Origin of the sequence: Nocardia acidivorans NBRC 108247 (assembly GCF_001625085.1) — a bacterium.
GTDB classification, from domain to species: domain Bacteria; phylum Actinomycetota; class Actinomycetes; order Mycobacteriales; family Mycobacteriaceae; genus Nocardia; species Nocardia acidivorans.
Genome location: NZ_BDAW01000048.1, coordinates 56,635 through 74,446 on the forward strand (window position 1 = coordinate 56,635; position 17,812 = coordinate 74,446).

At 68.0% G+C, this 17,812-nt stretch carries 19 protein-coding genes; 16 read left to right on the top strand and 3 right to left on the bottom strand.

Annotated elements, in window-relative coordinates; translation table 11 throughout:
- The first annotated feature begins 1 nt into the window (after nucleotide 1).
- From pyrF to NA10_RS39565, 9 genes are all read left to right on the top strand, one after another.
- Nucleotides 2-826, top strand: coding sequence for an orotidine-5'-phosphate decarboxylase (gene pyrF / locus NA10_RS24430; protein WP_067571883.1), 825 nt, complete (start codon nucleotides 2-4; stop codon nucleotides 824-826).
- A 62-nt stretch (nucleotides 827-888) separates the two neighbouring features.
- Nucleotides 889-1,731 carry a patatin-like phospholipase family protein gene (locus tag NA10_RS24435; protein ID WP_067571917.1) on the top strand — a complete coding sequence of 281 codons (843 nt, stop codon included), beginning with the start codon at nucleotides 889-891 and terminating at the stop codon, nucleotides 1,729-1,731.
- Nucleotides 1,732-1,792: 61 nt separating this feature from the next.
- Nucleotides 1,793-2,218, top strand: a complete 426-nt coding sequence (locus NA10_RS37670; RefSeq protein ID WP_067571885.1) for a VOC family protein — start codon at nucleotides 1,793-1,795, stop codon at nucleotides 2,216-2,218.
- A gap of 538 nt (nucleotides 2,219-2,756) precedes the next feature.
- Nucleotides 2,757-3,080, top strand: coding sequence for an integration host factor, actinobacterial type (gene mihF / locus NA10_RS24445; RefSeq protein ID WP_067571887.1), 324 nt, complete (start codon nucleotides 2,757-2,759; stop codon nucleotides 3,078-3,080).
- Nucleotides 3,081-3,087: 7 nt separating this feature from the next.
- A complete protein-coding gene (gene gmk / locus NA10_RS24450; protein WP_067571888.1) occupies nucleotides 3,088-3,669 on the top strand; it encodes a guanylate kinase in 582 nt (193 codons plus the stop codon).
- Nucleotides 3,670-3,756: 87 nt separating this feature from the next.
- The gene (gene rpoZ / locus NA10_RS24455) at nucleotides 3,757-4,023 is read left to right on the top strand and encodes a DNA-directed RNA polymerase subunit omega (RefSeq protein ID WP_067571890.1); all 267 of its coding nucleotides are present in this window, start codon (nucleotides 3,757-3,759) and stop codon (nucleotides 4,021-4,023) included.
- 78 nt (nucleotides 4,024-4,101) lie between these two features.
- Nucleotides 4,102-5,322 (top strand): bifunctional phosphopantothenoylcysteine decarboxylase/phosphopantothenate--cysteine ligase CoaBC, encoded by a 1,221-nt coding sequence (gene coaBC, locus NA10_RS24460; protein WP_084515194.1) that lies wholly within the window; start codon nucleotides 4,102-4,104, stop codon nucleotides 5,320-5,322.
- A 200-nt stretch (nucleotides 5,323-5,522) separates the two neighbouring features.
- Nucleotides 5,523-6,737: a methionine adenosyltransferase gene (gene metK, locus NA10_RS24465; protein WP_084515195.1), complete on the top strand. Its 1,215-nt coding sequence runs from the start codon at nucleotides 5,523-5,525 to the stop codon at nucleotides 6,735-6,737.
- Nucleotides 6,738-6,830: 93 nt separating this feature from the next.
- Entirely contained in the window at nucleotides 6,831-10,187 is a 3,357-nt protein-coding gene (locus tag NA10_RS39565; RefSeq protein ID WP_245677789.1) for a primosomal protein N' family DNA-binding protein, read from the top strand.
- A 389-nt stretch (nucleotides 10,188-10,576) separates the two neighbouring features.
- Here the strand turns inward: NA10_RS39565 and NA10_RS24480 are convergent, their stop codons facing one another.
- A complete protein-coding gene (locus tag NA10_RS24480; protein ID WP_067571920.1) occupies nucleotides 10,577-11,017 on the bottom strand; it encodes a MarR family winged helix-turn-helix transcriptional regulator in 441 nt (146 codons plus the stop codon).
- Between the two features lie 26 nt (nucleotides 11,018-11,043).
- On the bottom strand, nucleotides 11,044-11,889 hold the full coding sequence (locus tag NA10_RS24485) for an NAD(P)H-binding protein (RefSeq protein WP_067571894.1): 846 nt from the start codon (nucleotides 11,887-11,889) through the stop codon (nucleotides 11,044-11,046).
- 76 nt (nucleotides 11,890-11,965) lie between these two features.
- On the opposite strand from NA10_RS24485, the gene NA10_RS24490 reads away from it, so the two are divergent.
- Nucleotides 11,966-12,541 (top strand): TetR/AcrR family transcriptional regulator, encoded by a 576-nt coding sequence (locus NA10_RS24490; protein WP_067571896.1) that lies wholly within the window; start codon nucleotides 11,966-11,968, stop codon nucleotides 12,539-12,541.
- Here the strand turns inward: NA10_RS24490 and NA10_RS24495 are convergent.
- Nucleotides 12,535-13,335 carry an ABC transporter ATP-binding protein gene (locus NA10_RS24495; protein WP_067571898.1) on the bottom strand — a complete coding sequence of 267 codons (801 nt, stop codon included), beginning with the start codon at nucleotides 13,333-13,335 and terminating at the stop codon, nucleotides 12,535-12,537. The genes NA10_RS24490 and NA10_RS24495 overlap by 7 nt on opposite strands.
- An 87-nt stretch (nucleotides 13,336-13,422) precedes the next feature.
- On the opposite strand from NA10_RS24495, the gene NA10_RS24500 reads away from it, so the two are divergent.
- The 6 genes from NA10_RS24500 to NA10_RS24530 form a co-directional block, all read left to right on the top strand.
- A complete protein-coding gene (locus NA10_RS24500) occupies nucleotides 13,423-14,118 on the top strand; it encodes an HAD family hydrolase (RefSeq protein ID WP_067571900.1) in 696 nt (231 codons plus the stop codon).
- A gap of 116 nt (nucleotides 14,119-14,234) precedes the next feature.
- Nucleotides 14,235-14,933 carry a PadR family transcriptional regulator gene (locus NA10_RS35930; RefSeq protein ID WP_084515200.1) on the top strand — a complete coding sequence of 233 codons (699 nt, stop codon included), beginning with the start codon at nucleotides 14,235-14,237 and terminating at the stop codon, nucleotides 14,931-14,933.
- Between the two features lie 60 nt (nucleotides 14,934-14,993).
- Nucleotides 14,994-16,043 (top strand): lipase family alpha/beta hydrolase, encoded by a 1,050-nt coding sequence (locus NA10_RS24515; RefSeq protein WP_245677784.1) that lies wholly within the window; start codon nucleotides 14,994-14,996, stop codon nucleotides 16,041-16,043.
- 76 nt (nucleotides 16,044-16,119) lie between these two features.
- On the top strand, nucleotides 16,120-16,680 hold the full coding sequence (gene def / locus NA10_RS24520; RefSeq protein WP_067571906.1) for a peptide deformylase: 561 nt from the start codon (nucleotides 16,120-16,122) through the stop codon (nucleotides 16,678-16,680).
- Nucleotides 16,680-17,603, top strand: coding sequence for a methionyl-tRNA formyltransferase (gene fmt / locus NA10_RS24525; protein WP_067571908.1), 924 nt, complete (start codon nucleotides 16,680-16,682; stop codon nucleotides 17,601-17,603). The genes def and fmt overlap by 1 nt, the downstream gene beginning before the upstream one ends.
- A partial coding sequence (locus NA10_RS24530) for a hypothetical protein (RefSeq protein ID WP_218021573.1) occupies nucleotides 17,600-17,812 on the top strand: 213 nt, incomplete at its 3' end. The genes fmt and NA10_RS24530, both read left to right, overlap by 4 nt.

Consider the following 17,812-nt stretch of genomic DNA (forward strand, 5'->3'; position numbering starts at 1 on the left):
CATGACGAGTTTCGGTGTGCGGCTGCGGGGTGCGATGCGCGAGCACGGACCCGTCTGTGTCGGTATCGACCCGCATCCGCCGCTGCTGCGGGCCTGGGGCCTGCCCGAGGACACCGTCGGCCTGGCCAAATTCGCGAACGCCTGCGTCGAGGCGTTCGCGGGCCGGGTGGCGCTGGTCAAACCGCAGGTGGCGTTCTTCGAAACCTACGGTTCGGCCGGAATCATGGTGCTGGAGGAGACGATCGGCGCGCTGCGCGAGGCGGGCACCCTGGTGCTCGCCGATGCCAAGCGCGGCGATATCGGCTCCACCATGGACGCGTACGCGCACGCCTGGCTCGGTGACGGACCACTGGCCAGCGATGCGGTCACGGTCTCGCCGTACCTCGGATTCGGTTCGCTCGCACCGGCTCTGGAATTGGCGCGCGCCAACGACCGCGGCGTCTTCGTGCTGGCGGCCACCTCCAATCCGGAAGCGGCCGAACTGCAACGCATCACCGGCCCGGACGGCCGCACCATCGCCCAGCGCATGGTCGACGACGCCGCGGCGGCGAACCGGGGCACCGACTTCGGCTCCGTCGGAGTCGTCATCGGCGCGACCCTCACCGCGGCCCCCGACCTGTCCGCCCTCAACGGCCCCATCCTCATGCCGGGTGTCGGCGCACAGGGCGGCGGCGCGGACTCCATCCGAAACCTGGTGCCCGCCACCGATCTCGCCGCGGTCCTGCCCAACGTCTCCCGCGAGGTCCTCAAATCCGGCCCCTCGGTCACGGCCCTCCAAGACCGCGTCGCCGAACTCGCCGAGGAATTCGCCTTCCTCCAGCGCTGATCGAAAGCCGGAGCGGCCCGTTGCGAGGTATTGCGACGGGCCGCTTCGGTATCGTGGGTGCCATGTCTGACGCAGTGTCGCCCAACGGTATTCGCCATGCGCTCGTACTCGGGGGAGGCGGCGCGGTCGGCATCTGCTGGATGACCGGTCTGGCCATCGGCCTGCGGGAAGCGGGTATCGATCTGTCCCTGGCCGACAAATTCGTGGGTACCTCCGCCGGTGCGGTGGTCGGTGCGGTCCTCACCGGGCATGGCGACCTGCAAAAACTGGTCAGGATGCGCCCGCCGGATTCCCAAGGGCCGCAGTTCGATCCGTCGGGCTTCGGTGAGATTCTGGGCATTCTCACCACCCCGGGCCTGAGCGCGAACGAGGCCCGCAAATTGGCCGGCGCTCGCGCGCTGGAGATGAATGTCGGCGATCCGGCCGATCACATCGCCCGGATCGGCGGTCTCGCCGCGGTCTCCGAGTGGCCGGAGGCGGATTTCATCGTCACCGCCGTCGATATCACCACCGGTGAATTGCAAGCCTGGACCCGCGACGGCGCGGCCACCCTGCCCGAGGCCTTGGCCTCGAGCACCTCGGTTCCCGGTGTCTTCCCGCCCATTCCGATCGGCGACCACTATTACATCGACGGCGGTATGCGCTCGCCCATCAATGCCGATCTGGCCGCGGGCGCGGAGTTCATGCTGATCATCGAACCGCTGGCGCATCTGTTCCCGCATGCCCCATCCGACAGCGAATTGGGCGGCGCCGCAACGGCCTCCATCGTTCCCGACGCCGAGGCGATCAAGGCCTTCGGTCTCGATCTGTTCAGCGCGGCCGCCCTGCAACCCGCCTACGAGGCCGGATACCGCCAGGCCGCCGAGGCCGCCCCACGCCTGCGGGCGGTGTGGCCGAGCCGCTGAACCACACCGGTTTTCACTACAGTGGCCTCGATCACCCAATGTAGTGAAAGGTGGACCACACATGTCCGGTGACGGCCTGGGCCTGCTCTCGTACGCCCAAACCCGGGTCCTGGTAGACGATTTCGCCCCCAGCTATCGCTTCTACCGCGAGACCCTGGGGCTCCCGCTCAAACATCGGGACGAGGCCGGTGGCGAACCCGTCGACGGCCCCTACGCCTGCTTCGTCGCCGGTGACACCGACCTCGCGCTGTTCCAGCGTGCCTTCATGGAGGCCGCCGTCGGCGCCGAACACCGCCCGCGCGACGGCGTCGACGCCGTGGTGGTCGTGCTGCGCGTCGCCGATGTCGACGCCGCGGCGAAGGTGCTGGAAAGCCGGGGTGTCGAACTCACCGCCGCGCCCGCCGATCAGCAGACCTGGGGTATGCGGGTGGCACACCTGCGCGCCCCCGAGGGCACGCTCATCGAGCTGTGCCAGTACGACAGCTGAAACGGGCCTCGGCCTGATCGCGCCGCTCCGGCTGCGCTGTGGGCGAAACGCCCGGGAAGTCGCATCCATCGGATTTCACCCGTCTGCGGCGCGGTGAGGGGTCCGCACGTCCGGTTGGGGTGGCATTAGGGGGCTGGACCTGCGGCGGGATCGAGTGTTCGAATCGTGTTCGAATGCCCGGCGCGACACGCGACACGCGGTGCAGTTTCGGGCGACACGCCGGGAAATTCGAGAAAGTTCCAGGTCGGATGATTACAGGTGGGTCACGGTCTGAATCGGACATCGCGAACGCCGTTCGCCGCCCTCGCCGAAAGTCGAAAAACCCCTGGCCACAAGGGGATTCGCGCACCCCCGAACCCGCTGCCCGAACCCGCTCCGACACCGCCCCCGGATGGCCGCATTCCGCCCGGTCGTGCCCGGAATCACGCGCTGACCTGGGGGGCGGGTTCGCAATCGGGAGGCGTCGTGGGTACGGTCGCTGAGACCGCCGGGTTAAAACGGCGGGAGTACATGCAATGAACGATGAGACGGAGGAACCGTGGCCCTTCCCCAGCTGACTGACGAGCAGCGCGCCGCTGCTTTGGAGAAGGCGGCTGCCGCTCGCCGTGCTCGGGCGGAGCTCAAGGAGCGCCTGAAGCGTGGCGGCACCGATCTGAAGACGGTCCTTGCTGATGCCGAGAAGGACGAAGTTCTCGGCAAGATGAAGGTTTCGGCACTGCTCGAGGCTCTGCCGAAGGTTGGCAAGGTCAAGGCCGCTGAAATCATGAGCGAACTGGAAATCGCTCCCACTCGCCGCCTGCGCGGACTGGGTGACCGGCAGCGTAAGGCGCTGCTGGCCCGGTTCGACTTCACGGCAGATTAATCCGAGGGTGGTCGAACACACTCGGAAGGGACGACTGGTAGTTCTGGTCGGCCCCTCGGCCGTCGGCAAGTCCACTGTCGTGCGCTGCGTGCGCGAACGACTGCCCGAACTGGTTTTCAGTGTTTCGGCCACCACCCGGGCCCCCAGGCCCGGGGAGGTCGACGGCCGCGACTACCGGTTCGTCTCCCGCGAGCAATTCGACGCCATGATCACGGCGGACGAACTACTCGAATGGGCCGATATCCACGGTGGACTACAGCGGTCGGGCACTCCGGCCGCACCTGTGCGCGAAGCGCTCGCGGCCGGACACCCGGTCCTGATCGAGGTCGACCTCGAAGGCGCTCGCTCGATCCGCAAGACCATGCCCGAAGCCCAATTGGTCTTCCTGGCACCCCCCAGCTGGGATGAGCTCGTATCCCGGCTGACCTCGCGAGGCACCGAATCGCCCGAGGTCATAGCGCGAAGGCTGCAAACCGCCAGAACCGAATTGGCGGCCTGTGACGAGTTCGACACCGTCATAGTGAACGACGAGGTGACGACCGCCTGTGAGCAGTTGGTATCCTTGTTCGTTAGCACAATTTCGAGGTAGTACTCGAAACCCGACCGGCTCATCTTCGAAGTGAGCCGGTTCCCACTTCCGAACAACCCCGCAGGAGCCTTCCTAGTGAGTACTGACATGAAGACCGCGGCCATCTACGACACTCCGATCGGCCTGACCAACCCGCCGATCGATGAACTGCTGGAGCGGACCTCGTCGAAGTACGCGCTGGTCATCTACGCGGCCAAGCGGGCCCGGCAGATCAACGACTACTACAACCAGCTCGGCGACGGCATTCTCGAATACGTCGGCCCGCTGGTCGAGCCGGGTCTGCAGGAGAAGCCGCTGTCGGTGGCCATGCGTGAAATCCACGCCGACCTGCTCGAGCACTCCGAAGGCGAATAAGCCCTCGCAGCGTAGAAGCCAGGCATCTCTCTACGGCGCTGGAGGCGTAGTGACGACAGAATTCACCCGGGGCATGCGGTGACCCGGGTCATCGTCGGTGTCGGCGGCGGTATCGCCGCGTACAAGAGTTGCGCCCTCGTGCGCCGGTTCACCGAAACCGGGCACGAGGTGCGCGTCATTCCCACCGAGTCGGCATTGAATTTCGTCGGCAAGGCCACCTTCGAGGCGCTGTCCGGCCATCCCGTGCACACCGGAGTCTTCTCCGATGTGCCCGAGGTGCCGCATGTGCGACTCGGTCAGGAGGCCGATCTCGTGGTCATCGCCCCCGCGACGGCCGATCTCATGGCGCGGGCCGCCTCCGGCCGCGCGGACGATCTGCTCACCGCCACACTTCTCACCGCCCGATGTCCCATTTTGTTCGCGCCCGCGATGCACACCGAGATGTGGGAGCACCCCGCGACGATCGCGAATGTGGCGACATTGCGCGCGCACGGCGCCATGGTCATGGAGCCCGCGCACGGGCGGCTCACCGGATCCGATTCCGGCGCAGGGCGTTTGCCCGAACCGGAGGAGATCTTCTCATTCGCCTCGCTGCTGCTGGAACGGTCCGACGCGATCCCGCGTGATCTCGAGGGCCGTCGCCTGGTGGTCTCCGCGGGCGGCACCCGCGAACCCCTGGATCCGGTGCGGTTCCTCGGCAATCGCAGCTCCGGTAAGCAGGGCTATGCGATCGCCCGGGTGGCCGCGCAGCGCGGGGCCCAGGTGACGCTCATCGCGGGCAATACCATCGGGCTGGCGCCGCCGGCCGCGGTCGAGGTCGTGCACGTCACCACCGCCGAGCAGTTGAAGGTGGCGGTCGACAAGCATTCGATCGGTGCGGACGCGGTCATCATGGCCGCGGCCGTGGCCGATTTCCGGCCGGTGAACGTGGCCGCCGCGAAGATCAAAAAGGGTGCGGACGAACCGAATTCGATCGAACTGACCAAGACCCCGGATATTCTCGCGGGCCTGGTGCAGTCGCGCCGGGACGGTCAGCTCGCGGGCACCGCCATCGTCGGCTTCGCCGCCGAGACCGGTGACGAGCACGCCGATGTGCTCACCCACGCGCGCGCCAAATTGGCGCGGAAGGGCTGTGACCTCTTGGTGGTCAACGCCGTTGGGGAAGGCAAAGCCTTCGAAGTAGACCATAATGATGGTTGGCTGCTCGGCGCCGATGGCACCGAGGTCGCCCTGGATCATGGATCCAAGGCACTGCTGGCCAGTCGAGTGCTCGATGCGCTCGGCCCCTTGCTCCGCTGAAGCCTCGGCACCGCAGGGTTCGGACGGATCCGCCATTGGTGATGGCAGACTGTCTGAGTCACGATACGTTCGTCGCCGGAGCGTCCTCACGCCTGGCGCCGAACGAATTGGCATAACCTGAGACAAAGGGTTGTGCGGTGGTGGGGGTCCGCTACTGTCGCAGCCCGATACGAGAACCCGTTGAGGGAGAGGGAACAACTGTGCGCACGACTGGCAGCCGCCTATTCACCAGTGAGTCCGTGACCGAGGGTCATCCGGACAAGATCTGTGATGCCATCAGCGATTCCATCCTCGACGCGCTGCTCGCGGCCGATCCGCGCAGCCGTGTGGCGGTGGAGACCCTGGTCACCACCGGCCAGGTACACGTGGCCGGTGAGGTCACCACCTCGGCGTACGTGGATATCCCGACCATTGTGCGCGAGAAGGTCCTGGAGATCGGATACGACTCCTCCGCAAAGGGTTTCGACGGTGCTTCCTGCGGCGTGAACATCGCCATCGGCGCGCAGTCCCCGGATATCGCACAGGGCGTGGACACCTCGCACGAGGCCCGCGTCGGCGGCGAGGACGATGACATCGCGCGTCAGGGCGCGGGCGATCAGGGTCTGATGTTCGGTTACGCCACCATCGAGACCCCCGAGCTGATGCCGCTGCCGATCTCGTTGGCGCACAAGCTTTCCCGTCGCCTGACCGAGGTCCGCAAGTCCGGTGTGCTGCCGTACCTGCGTCCCGACGGCAAGACCCAGGTCACCATCGAGTACGAGGGCGATATCCCCAAGCGGCTGGACACCGTGGTCATCTCGACCCAGCACGCGGCCGATATCGACCTGGACAACCTGCTCACCCCGGATATCCGCGAGAAGGTCGTCGACGCGGTGCTGGCCGAGCTGAACCTGCCGAATACGTTGGACACCTCCAACATTCGCCTGCTGGTCAACCCGACCGGTAAGTTCGTGCTCGGTGGTCCGATGGGTGATGCCGGTCTGACCGGTCGCAAGATCATCGTCGACACCTACGGCGGTATGGCCCGGCACGGTGGTGGCGCGTTCTCCGGTAAGGATCCGTCGAAGGTGGACCGTTCGGCCGCCTACGCCATGCGCTGGGTCGCCAAGAATGTCGTCGCCGCCGGACTCTCCGAGCGGGTCGAGGTTCAGGTCGCCTACGCCATCGGCAAGGCCGCCCCCGTCGGTCTGTTCGTGGAAACCTTCGGCACCGAGCAGATCGATCCGGCCAAGATCTCCGCCGCCATCGGTGAGGTCTTCGACCTGCGCCCCGGCGCCATCATCCGCGATCTGGACCTGCTGCGCCCGATCTACGCACCCACCGCCGCGTACGGCCACTTCGGCCGCACCGATGTGGATCTGCCCTGGGAGCGCACCGACCGCGCGGAGAAGTTGCGCGCCGCCGCCGGTCTGTAATTGGCCGACACCGGACAGTCGTCGACGGGAGCGTCGAGCACGGAGCACCCCTCCGAGTTCGGCGCTCCCGCCGTCGTAGGCACACCCCGTCCCATCGCCCGGGTCCTGCCCCTGCTCGAACCCGCCCACCTGGACCGCGATTTCGACTACCTGGTTCCCGCCGAACTGGACGCCGACGCCCAGCCGGGTGTGCGTGTCCGAGTCCGCTTCTCCGGCCGCCTGATCGACGGCTACCTCCTCGAACGCCTCGAAAAGACCGACCACGCGGGCAAACTCGTCCGCCTGGAACGCGTGGTCTCCCCTGAACCGGTCCTCACCCCGGAAATCCTGCGCCTCGTCACCGCCGTGGCCGCCCGCTACGCGGGCACCCGCGCCGACGTCCTGCGCCTGGCCATCCCACCCCGCCACGCCAAAACCGAAGCCGAGGGCACCACCCCCGAACCCGCGACCCCGAAGAAACGCCGCACGAAAGCCGCCGCCGAACGGTTGGCAGCAGAACGCCTCGCCGCCGGACCGCCCCCCGTCGAACTCGATGATCCCGCCGACCCGCCGACATCCGCGGACACCGAATCCGCTGCGATCACGGCCTCCGCCGGGACTGCCGCGCCAACGCGCGGGCATTCCGCACAAAAGACTTCGACGGCCGAATTCGGCTCCAGCGCAGCGGATTCCGAGCCAGTGGCGCACTCGCGCGGAACCGGGAGCGTCAACTCCGCGGACATGTCCGGCTCGGCCGTCCCGAGTAGCCCGAATACCGACGCGAGTGAAGTGTCGACCGGGCAGCCCGAAGCTACCGCTGCCGGGTTTACATCCACGCCCCGGGACAAGACCTCCGATGCCTGCACCGGCGCTGCCGCAGACGCCTCGGCCAACGTGGCAGGTACTACTGCGACAATCTCGACATCTGTTCCGGCAGTTGACGATCCGGAGGGCACACGGGTGGTCGAGGCCGAGCAGAACGCTCTCGGCGGGAGTGCAGCTGCGCGCGAGGAGGGAACCGGGGACCTCCACCCGCAATCGGTGGCAGTCGAATCCGGCGTGGATTCGGATGTCTCGGTGGGGGATTCGGGCGATCGACGGGCCTGCGACGCGGACCTCACCGCGGGTAGCGCCTCCGGTGAGGCTGATGTCGTGCGGGGCGCTGCGGTCGGCGCGCAGGAGAGCGCGTCACCGAATCGCGCCGCGACGGGGACGGACACGCCCGTGGATTCGTCCGATGGAGCCGCTTCGGTGGATACCGGGGATGGCGGGGCGGTGGATACCGGGGATGGCGGGGCGGTGGATACCGGGGATGGCGGGGCGGTGGATACCGGAGAGGGCGGGGCGGTGGATACCGGAGAGGGCGGAGTGGCGGATACCGGAGAGGGCGGGGCGGCGGCTGCCACTGTGGCGGAAGAGGCTGATAGGCCCGGGGTTTCGGAGTTGTATCCGGCGTGGGGGCGGTATGCGCACGGGCATTCGTTCTTGGAGGCGCTGGCGGCGGGACGGGGGCCGCGGGCCGCTTGGCAGGCGCTGCCGGGGGAGGAGTGGGCGCGGCGGCTCGCGGAGTTGGCCGCGACCGTGGTGGGTAGTGGGCGCAGTGCGATCCTGATGGTTCCCGATCAGCGGGATCTGGATCGGGTGTTGGCCGAATGCATTGCGCTGGTGGGGGAGTCGGCGGTCGGGCTGGCCGCCGGGCTGGGGCCGTCGGCGCGGTACCGGCGATGGTTGGCCGCGCTGCGCGGGACCGCCCGGGTCGTGGTGGGGACGCGTAGTTCGGTGTTCACGCCGGTCAAGGATCTCGGGCTCATCGCCATTTGGGATGACGGGGATGACACCTACGCCGAGCCGCGCTCGCCGTATCCGCATGCGCGCGAAGTGGCGATGCTGCGGGCACATGAGACCGGCGCCTCGTTCGTCGCGGGCGGGTTCGCGCGCACCGCCGAGATCCAGGCGGTCGTCGAATCCGGTTGGGCGCATGACCTTCTCGCCGATCGCAGTGTACTGCGCCAGGTGATGCCGCGCCTCATCGCGCCCGGCGATACCGATGCCGCGCTCGAACGCGACCCGATGGCCCGGGCGATCCGCATTCCGGCCGCCGCCTTCATGGCGGCGCGGCGAGCGCTGGCGGCGGGCGAGCCGGTCCTGGTGCAGGTGCCCCGCCGCGGCTACATCCCCGCGCTGTCCTGCTCGAAATGCCGCACCCCAGCCCGCTGTCGGCACTGCAACGGCCCATTGGCGCTGCCGGACAACAATATTCAGGCCACGCCGCGAGCTGGCGCGGGCGGTTCGGCTCGTGCTGCCGGTGGTGGGGGTGCGCGCGATCGCCCCGGAGCGGCCGACCATCGCGGGTCCGGTTCGGCGGCAAATGATTCCGCCTCACCGAACCGCAAGGCCCCGCCCCAGGGCCGAGCCGCAGCGTCACTACAGCGCGGCTCCGGTTCTCAGGGTGAGGATTTCGCCCGCCCGGGCAACAATGCCACGCCCCAGGGTCGGGCCGCAGCGTCACCGCAGCGCGGCTCCGGTTCTCGGGGTGAGGATTTCGCCCGCCCGGGCAACAATGCCGCGGCGCAGGAACAACTTTCCTGGGGCGCCCCGTCGGGACAGCGGGATCGCGGCTCCGCTGCTCAGCCACGCCGGGATCGCGTGGATCTGGGTGTAGCGGTGGGCGTCGGGGTTCCTCGCGGTGGGGCGGAGGCGGCGCATAGTCCGGCATGTCGGTGGTGCGGTATCACCGAGGCGGCGTTCCGGTGTGGAACGTGTGGGTCGCGAGCCCTGCGGGCGGTGGTGATCGGGGCGCAGCGCACGGCCGAGGAGCTGGGGCGCGCGTTTCCCGGCGTGCCGGTGCGCGGGTCCGGCGGGTCCACGGTGTTGAGTTCGGTGCCGGCGGGGGCGCAGGTGGTCGTCTCGACGATCGGTGCGGAACCCGCTGTGCCGGGCGGGTATTCGGTGGCGATGCTGCTCGACGGGTGGGCGCTGCTCGGCCGCGCCGATCTGCGGGCGGCCGAGGACGCCATGCGCCGCTGGATGTCCGCCGCCGCCCTGGTGCGCCCCAGCGGTCAGGTGATCGTCATGGCAGATCCGGCGCTGGCGACCGTGCAGGCGTTCCTGCGCTGGGATCCGGTGGGGCACGCCTACTTCGAGCTGAGCGAGCGCACCGAGGTGCGCTTCCCGCCTGCGGTGCGGTTGGCCGCCATCGACGGCACCACCGATTCGATCGCCGAATTGCTCACCGAGGCAAAGCTTCCCGCCGAGGTTGAAGTCCTCGGCCCGGTCCCGTTGCCCCCGGGTGCGCGCAAACCCTTCTCCTCCGGCGATTCCCCCGCCGAGGTCGAACGCATGATCCTGCGCGTGGACCGCTCGGCCGGATCGGCCCTGTCCCGCGCCCTCTCGGTCGCCCAGGCCGTCCGCAGCACCCACAAATCCGACGACCCGCTACGCGTGCAGATCGACCCCGTCGACATCGGCTGACAGCACACAATGTCGGTCGACCATGCGCGGGCGAGGGCGATATCGCGTGGGGGCGGGGCGGAGTTGTTCGGCAGGGGGCGAAAGCGCGTGGCGGTGGTACGAAGCCATGCGGTGGTCGCGACCGTGTGTGGCGGTGGCGCGTAGTCGCGGGGTGGCGGCGACCGTGTGTGGCGGTGGTACGAAGTCTCCGAACCGTCGGTGCGACTTGCGTCATGCGGTGGTCGCGACCGTGTGTGGCGGTGGCGCGTAGTCGCGGGGTGGCGGCGACCGTGTGTGGCGGTGGTACGAAGTCGCGGGGTGGCGGTGGCGCGAAGTCGCGCGGTGGCCACGGACTCGTGTGGCAGTGTGGCGAACTCGCGCGGTGGCTACGAATGCGCACGCCCTGGCTTTCAGTCGCCGGTGAGCTCCTCGCGGGACAGCCCCGCCAGGATTTCCAGGGCGTTGAGGAAGCCGCGCCGATCGGCGGCGGGCAGTTTGGCCAGCAGCCGGTTCTCCCGCGCTTGGATATCGGCCTGCGTCGCATCGCGTACCCGTCGCCCCTGCGGGGTGAGGGCGAGGACGCGTGCGCGACGATCGGCTGGATCGGGTGTGCGCTCGATCAATCCACGCTCCTGTAGATCGTCGAGCACCGCGATGATGCGGGTCTTGTCCGCCCGGATCTCCTGGGCGAGCACACCCTGTCCGCGCGCGGGCCCCTCATCCAATGCCAGCAGCACGACATACCCCCACATGGTGAGCCCGTGCGCCTCCAGGATCGGCTGCTCGGCCGCGATCAGGGCGCGGCCGAGCGGTGCGATCATGGCGGCGAGGTCTCGGCGAGATGTCGTCATGCGGAGAAGATTATTGAATCGGCCGCTCAGCGGAACGCCGGCGCCACCCGCCGGGCCCATTCGGCGTAACTGGTCGCCGGGCGGCCGAGTACCCGCTCGACATCCGGGCTGACCTGCTGCTCCGCCGCCGTGGGTGTGCCGAGGATCGAAAGGGTGTGATCGGCAACCGATTCCGGCATGAAGCGCAGCATATTGGATTTGGCCTGATCGCGCGTCAGCTCGACGAACCGCAGCGGCTCGCCGAGCGCCTCGGCCAGCGCCACGGCCTGTTCGCGCGGTGTGATCGCGGCCGGTCCGGTCACCATGTACGACTTGCCGTGATGGCCGTCCTCCCGCAGTGCGGCCGCGGCCACCGCCGCGATATCGGCGGGGTCGACCACCGGCAGCGCGATATCGCCGAAAGGCGCGGGGATCATGCGCTGGGTGCGCACGGGTTCGATCCAGGCGAAGGTATTGCTGGCGAAGGCGGCCGGGCGCACCGAGGTCCACTCCAGATCCGAAGCCGCCAAAGCCTTTTCGAAGGCGATGGTACGGGCGTACCCGGCGCTCTCGGCGCGGGTCACCGCACCCTGTGAGGAGAGGAATACCACTCGCCGAACCCCTTGGGCGGCGAGGGTTTCCAGCACCTCGGTCGGCTCGGGCCCGGTGACGAGCTGTTCGCCGGTAATGAGCAGGAACAGCGCGTCCGCCCCCGCCGCGACCTCGGCCAGACCGGTCAGGTCGCCCACGTCCCCGGTGCGGTGCTCGACGCCCGCGGGCAGTTCCACCGGCTTGGCCCCGCGGGATACCGCGACCACCTTCTCGCCCGCGTCGGCGAGCAGCCGCACTACAGCGCCGCCGACATTGCCCGTTGCTCCGGTAACCACGATCATGAGTAACTCCTGAGTTAGTTGACTGACTTAGAAGAACCATAGGGGATGTGAGTGGGTGTTGTCTATAGTTAGTTGTATGACTAACTCAGTGGGGCGCGGTGCGGTCAAACGCGAACGCCTGGCCGACGCCGCGGCCAAGGTCTTCCATGAGCAGGGCGTGGAGAAGACCACCATCGCCGATATCGCCCGCGCGGCCGAGGTGCCCGTCGGCAACGTCTACTACTACTTCAAGACCAAGGATCAGCTGGTTCAGGCCGCGATCGGTGCGCACGACCGCACCCTCAAGGAGATCACCGCCGCCCTGGAGCAGTTCGACACGCCCGCCGAGCGACTCAAAGCGCTGGTGCGCGGCTGGGTCGACCAGCGCGATATGGCGGTCCAATTCGGTTGCCCGTCCGGCACTCTCGCCGCCGAACTGGATAAACGCGCCGACGGTCTCGATCGGGAGATGGCAGAGGTCATGCGCGGCCTGCTCGACTGGATCGAAACCCAGTTCGCGGCCATGGGTCGCGCGGACGCCCGCGAACTCGCGGTGGCCCTGTTCGCGTCCTATCAGGGAATCTCCCTGCTCACCAATACTTTCCGTGATCCGGCGATGATGACGGGGGAGGGCGAACGCCTGGAACGCTGGATCGACTCCCTCGATCAGTAACGCGCCGGCTGGGCGGCGCGCACGCTCCAGCGCCCGTCCTCGCGAACGATGCGCACCGGGTGATCGAATGCGGCGCTGATGTTTTCGGTGCTGACCACCTCGTCGACGGGGCCGCTCACCAGGGCGCGGCCGCCGCGCAGCAGCATGGCGTGTGTGGTGCCGGGCGGCAGTTCTTCCAGGTGGTGCGTCACCAGGACCGAGGACAGCTCCGGGTGCGCCCGCTGGAGAATGTCGATGCGCTCCAGAAGTTGTTCGCGCCCAGCGAGATCCAGGCCGGTGGCGGGTTCGTCCAGGAGCAGCAGGCGCGGTTTCGGCATGAGCGCGCGGGCGATGAGCGCGCGGCCGCGCTCACCCTGGGACAGGATCGGCCAGGGCGCGTCGCGGCGATGTGCGAGCCCGAGCAGGTCGATCAGCCGGTCGACCTCGGCGAGTTGCTCGGTGGTGGTATGGCGGCGCGGGATCAGTTCGGCGGTATTGGTGATCCCGGTACGTACGACCTCGTGCACGGTGAGCGGACTGCGGGGTGTGTGCCGGGGGTCGACATGCCCTATGGCGGTCCGCAATTCGCGCATATCCACGCGCCCGAGCCGCTTGCCCAGCACTTCGACCGCACCGCGGGTGGGATGCTCGAAGGCTCCGAGCATGCGCAACAGTGTGGTCTTGCCCGCACCGTTCGGGCCGAGCAGCGCCCAATGCTCCCCGGCGCGCACGGTCAGCGAAACCCCTTGCAGGAGAGGGTTCGCGTCCCGCATGACATCGACCGCATCGACCTGGAGCACCGGGAAGTCCGTCATATCCCCACCGTAGCAAACTCCTCAGACAAGTTGAGGAGTGGTGGAAAAGCCTGGATCGGCCGTAAATCCGCTGTGTAGGGTGGCGATATGGCGATCGAGGCGGTTCTCTTCGACTTCTCCGGCACGGTGTTCCGATTCGAGGAATCGGAATTCTGGGACGCCGAACTCACCGACGCCGACGGGCGCGCACTCGATACCCATGAGGTCGCCGCCATCATGCGCGCCATGACCGCGCCGGTCGGCCAACTCTTCGAATTCGATGAACAGGGCCAATATGCCTGGGACCGAAGGGATCTCGATCCGGCCCTGCATCGCGCCGCCTATCTTCAGGTGCTCGAGCTCTCCGGTGTGCCGCAGGTTCCGGCTGGACAGCTCTACGAGCGCATGCTCGATCCGAAGGGCTGGACCCCGTACGGCGATACCGGTGAAGTGCTCGAGCAATTGCACGAGCGCGGTATCCCCGTCGCCATCGTCAGCAATATCGCCTGGGATATCCGCCCGGCCTTTGCGACCCGCGGCTGGGATCGATTCATCGGCCACTTCGCGCTCTCCTTCGAGGTCGGCGCGATCAAGCCGGACCGCCGCATCTTCGAATCCGCGCTCGACCACCTGGGTATCGCGGCGGAGCGTGCCCTGATGATCGGCGACAGTCTCGAAGCCGACGGTGGCGCAACGGCTCTCGGCTCGGACTTCGCGCTGGTGCAACCGTTGCCGATCGCCGAGCGCCCGACGGCGCTACGTGATGCCCTGATCGAACGCGGCCTGATCGCCGCACCCTCCTAAACAACCAAACCGGCAGGTTCGTGTCCCGTGACACACTTGCTGTAGATAGACTGCCGATATATCGTTGATAGTGTCAAGAACAACGACGAAGCCTGAGGAGGCACACCATGGAACGCATGGAGAACTTTGACAACAGGGGCCGCGGGCCCTGGCGGCGACTGCGAAGCGATGAGCTGCAAGGCCCCGAACACCCGCGTTCGCGACGCGGAGGACCGCGTGGCGAGCACGGCCCGCATGCACATCGGCACGGCCACGGCCGTGGTTTCGGCCCTGACTTCGGTCCCGGCGGTTTCGGCCCGGGCGGTTTCGGCCCCGGCGGCGGCCCGCACTTCGGTCGCGGTCGCGGTCGTGGCGGTCGCGGTCGTCGCGGTGATGTCCGCGCGGCCATCCTGCTCCTGCTGCAGGAGCGGCCCATGCACGGCTACGAGCTGATCCAGCAGATCCGTGAGCGCAGCCAGGACGTCTGGCGTCCGAGCCCCGGCTCCATCTACCCCGCGCTCTCGCAGCTCGAGGACGAGGGTCTGGTCATCATCGAGAAGGTCGCCGGTCGCAAGACCGCCAAGCTCACCGAGTCCGGTATCGCGTACCTGGAGGAGAATCGCGCCGATCTGGGCGATCCCTGGCAGGACGTGAAGGACGGCGTCGGTGATCAGGCGCTGGATCTGCGCGGGCTGATCGGCCAGCTCATGGGCGCTGCGGCACAGGTCGCGGCCGCCGGAACCCCGGATCAGGCAGCCAAGGCCGCCGAGGTCCTCACCGAGGCGCGCCGGTCGCTCTACCGGATCCTCGCCGAAGACGACACACCCGAAAAGTAGTGGGTGCGCAACACCGCAACTCGGTAGGCATTGTGACTCCTCACAAGCGATCATTTCCCTATGGGAATTCGGAGGAGCCGGACGCGAAAGGCGCTGCTGCACAGCGTCGTGCCGGTCGGGGTGTTGGTGATCGGCGTGATCGCGGCAATGACCGCACTGCCGGTCGAATCAGGGGTGGCCACGGCCGGCCCCGCCGGGCAACCGGTTGCGGGAACAATTGTGTATCTACCGGCCGTGGTGCCGGTGGAGGCAGGGCCGCCGCAGGACGGACCTCTCGCGGCGGCCAATTACCTGAAGTCGCATCCGAACGCCGCGCCCGCGGGCACGAACGATTTCGGCTGCAAACCGCGCGCTGAACATCCGCGCCCGGTGGTACTGGCACATGGCACAGATTCCTCGGCCTATTCGGACTTCTCGGTCATCGGACCGCAACTCGTCCAGGCCGGCTTCTGCGTCTTCGCACTGAACTACGGCGGTAAGCCCGGGGGCAAGAGCTACGGCACCGAGGACGTCTGGGCCAGTTCGGCGCAGGTCGGCGGGTTCGTCGATCAGGTGCTCGCCGCGACCGGGGCCACCAAGGTGGATATGGTCGGTTTCTCCCAGGGCGCCAGCGTCACTCGCTACTACATCAACAAGCTCGGTGGCGCGGCCAAGGTCGGGCAATGGCTCGGCGTGGCCTCACCCAGCTACGGCGGGGTCATGTACGGGCTGGTGCCGGTGGCGGACAAGGTGCCCGCTCTGTACTCGGTCGCGGAGCTGTTCAGCTCCGTCGCCGCGGTGCAGCAGGCCGCCGGATCGCCCTTCATGACCGAGTTGAACGCCGGTGGCGACACCGTGCCCGGAGTGCGATACACCACGATCGGCAGCCGGGTGGATGAGATGATCCAGCCCTTCGACAACATCGCGCTACGCGGTGCCGGGGCCACCAATCTGGTGTTGCAGGATCTGTGCCCCGAGAACAAAACCGGCCACTTCCACGAGGTCTACGACCCGTACGTGCAGCAATTGGTGCGCAATGTGATCGATCCCGCGCATGCGGTGGCGCCCACCTGTGTGCCGGTCGCTTTGGGCACCGGTATCAGCGAGGTGGTGCTCGCCGCGCATTCCTGAGCGCGTGCCCCGGCGTGGCGGTTCGTTTCTATCCGTAAAATGAGACGACCGTATTCGTATCCACCGGGAGTTGCCCGTGACCATCCAGCCTGTCCGCCTGTTCGGCGATCCGATCCTGCGCGCTCGCGCGGCGGAGGTCGAGACATTCGATCTCCAGGTGCGCCAGCTGGTGACCGACCTCATCGACACCATGTACGAGAGCGGTGGGGTCGGTATGGCCGCACCGCAGATCGGGGTGGGGCTGCGGGTCTTCGTCTATGACACCGGGGATGCGCAGGGACATCTGATCAACCCGACCTTCGAGGTCGTGGGCGGGGAAACGCAGACCGGGCCGGAGGGATGCCTGTCCATTCCCGGTGTGCGCGAAGACGTTACACGGCCCAATCGGGTGCTGGCGCGCGGTGTCGATATGGACGGCGCGCCGGTGGAGTTCGAGGCCGAGGGGTTGTTGGCGCGCTGCGTACAGCATGAGACCGATCATCTCGACGGTGTGCTGTTCCTGCAGCGGCTCGACCCGGCGGTGCGTAAGGAGGCGATGCGCACCCTGCGTGAATCGTCCTGGTTCACACAGGGAATCACGGTGCTGCCCGCCTCCGAGATCGGCGGCGGCCGTCGTGCCCGGGAACGGAGTCATTGATGCGCTTGGTCTTTGCCGGTACACCCGAGCCGGCGGTGCCGTCGCTGCGGCGGCTCATCGAATCGCAGCGCCACGAAGTGGTCGGGGTGGTGACCCGGCCCGATGCGGTGGCCGGGCGCGGGCGCAAGGTGACGCGCTCGCCCATCGGACTGCTGGCGGACGAGTACGGGATTCCGGTGTTCACACCGAAACGCCCGTCCGAACCCGAATTCATCGCGCAGTTGACCGAACTCGCGCCGGACTGCTGTCCGGTGGTGGCCTACGGTGCGCTGCTGCCCGAGGCGGTGCTGGCGATTCCCGCCCACGGGTGGATCAATCTGCACTTCTCGCTGCTGCCGGCCTGGCGTGGTGCGGCCCCGGTGCAGGCGGCGATTCTGGCCGGTGACGAGATCACCGGCGCGTCGACCTTCCGCATCGAGAAGGGGCTCGATACCGGGCCGGTCTTCGGTACCGTGACCGAGAAGGTCAGGGTCACCGACACGTCCGGCGAACTGCTCGGCCGTCTTGCCGAAAGTGGCGCGGTACTTTTGGAATCCACCCTCGATGGTATGGAAGCCGGTGCGCTGCACGCGGTTCCGCAGTCCACCGACGGCGTGTCGTACGCCCCCAAGGTGGAGGTCGAGGCGGGCCGGGTCCGCTGGGACGAGCCCGCCCTGGCCATCAATCGCCGCATCCGTGCGGTGACCCCCAACCCCGGAGCCTGGACGGAGGTCGACGGTAAGCGGATCAAGCTCGGCCCCGTCGAGATGGTGGAGGAAACCCTCCCCGAACGCGCGATCGAGGTCCGCAAGTCGGGCGTTTTCATCGGCACCGCCACCACAGCCGTCCGCCTCACCGAGGTCCAACCCCAAGGAAAGCGCATGATGCCTGCCCTCGACTGGGCGCGCGGCGCCCGCCTCCAGCCCGGCGCGGTCACCGAATGACCCGCCCCGAGCGGGGAGATTCCACCGGCGACGACCGCCGCGCCGCCAAACCACCCAAACGCGACTGGCGTCCCCGGGCGGCCAACGCCCCCTACGGCAAGTCGGCGGGTGCGCAGGCCCGCGACGCCGCCGACCCCGGTCGCCCCCGCAAGTCCGCCGACTCGCGGGGCACCGGTGAGGCCAAGCGCGCCTACGGCGCGGACTCGCGC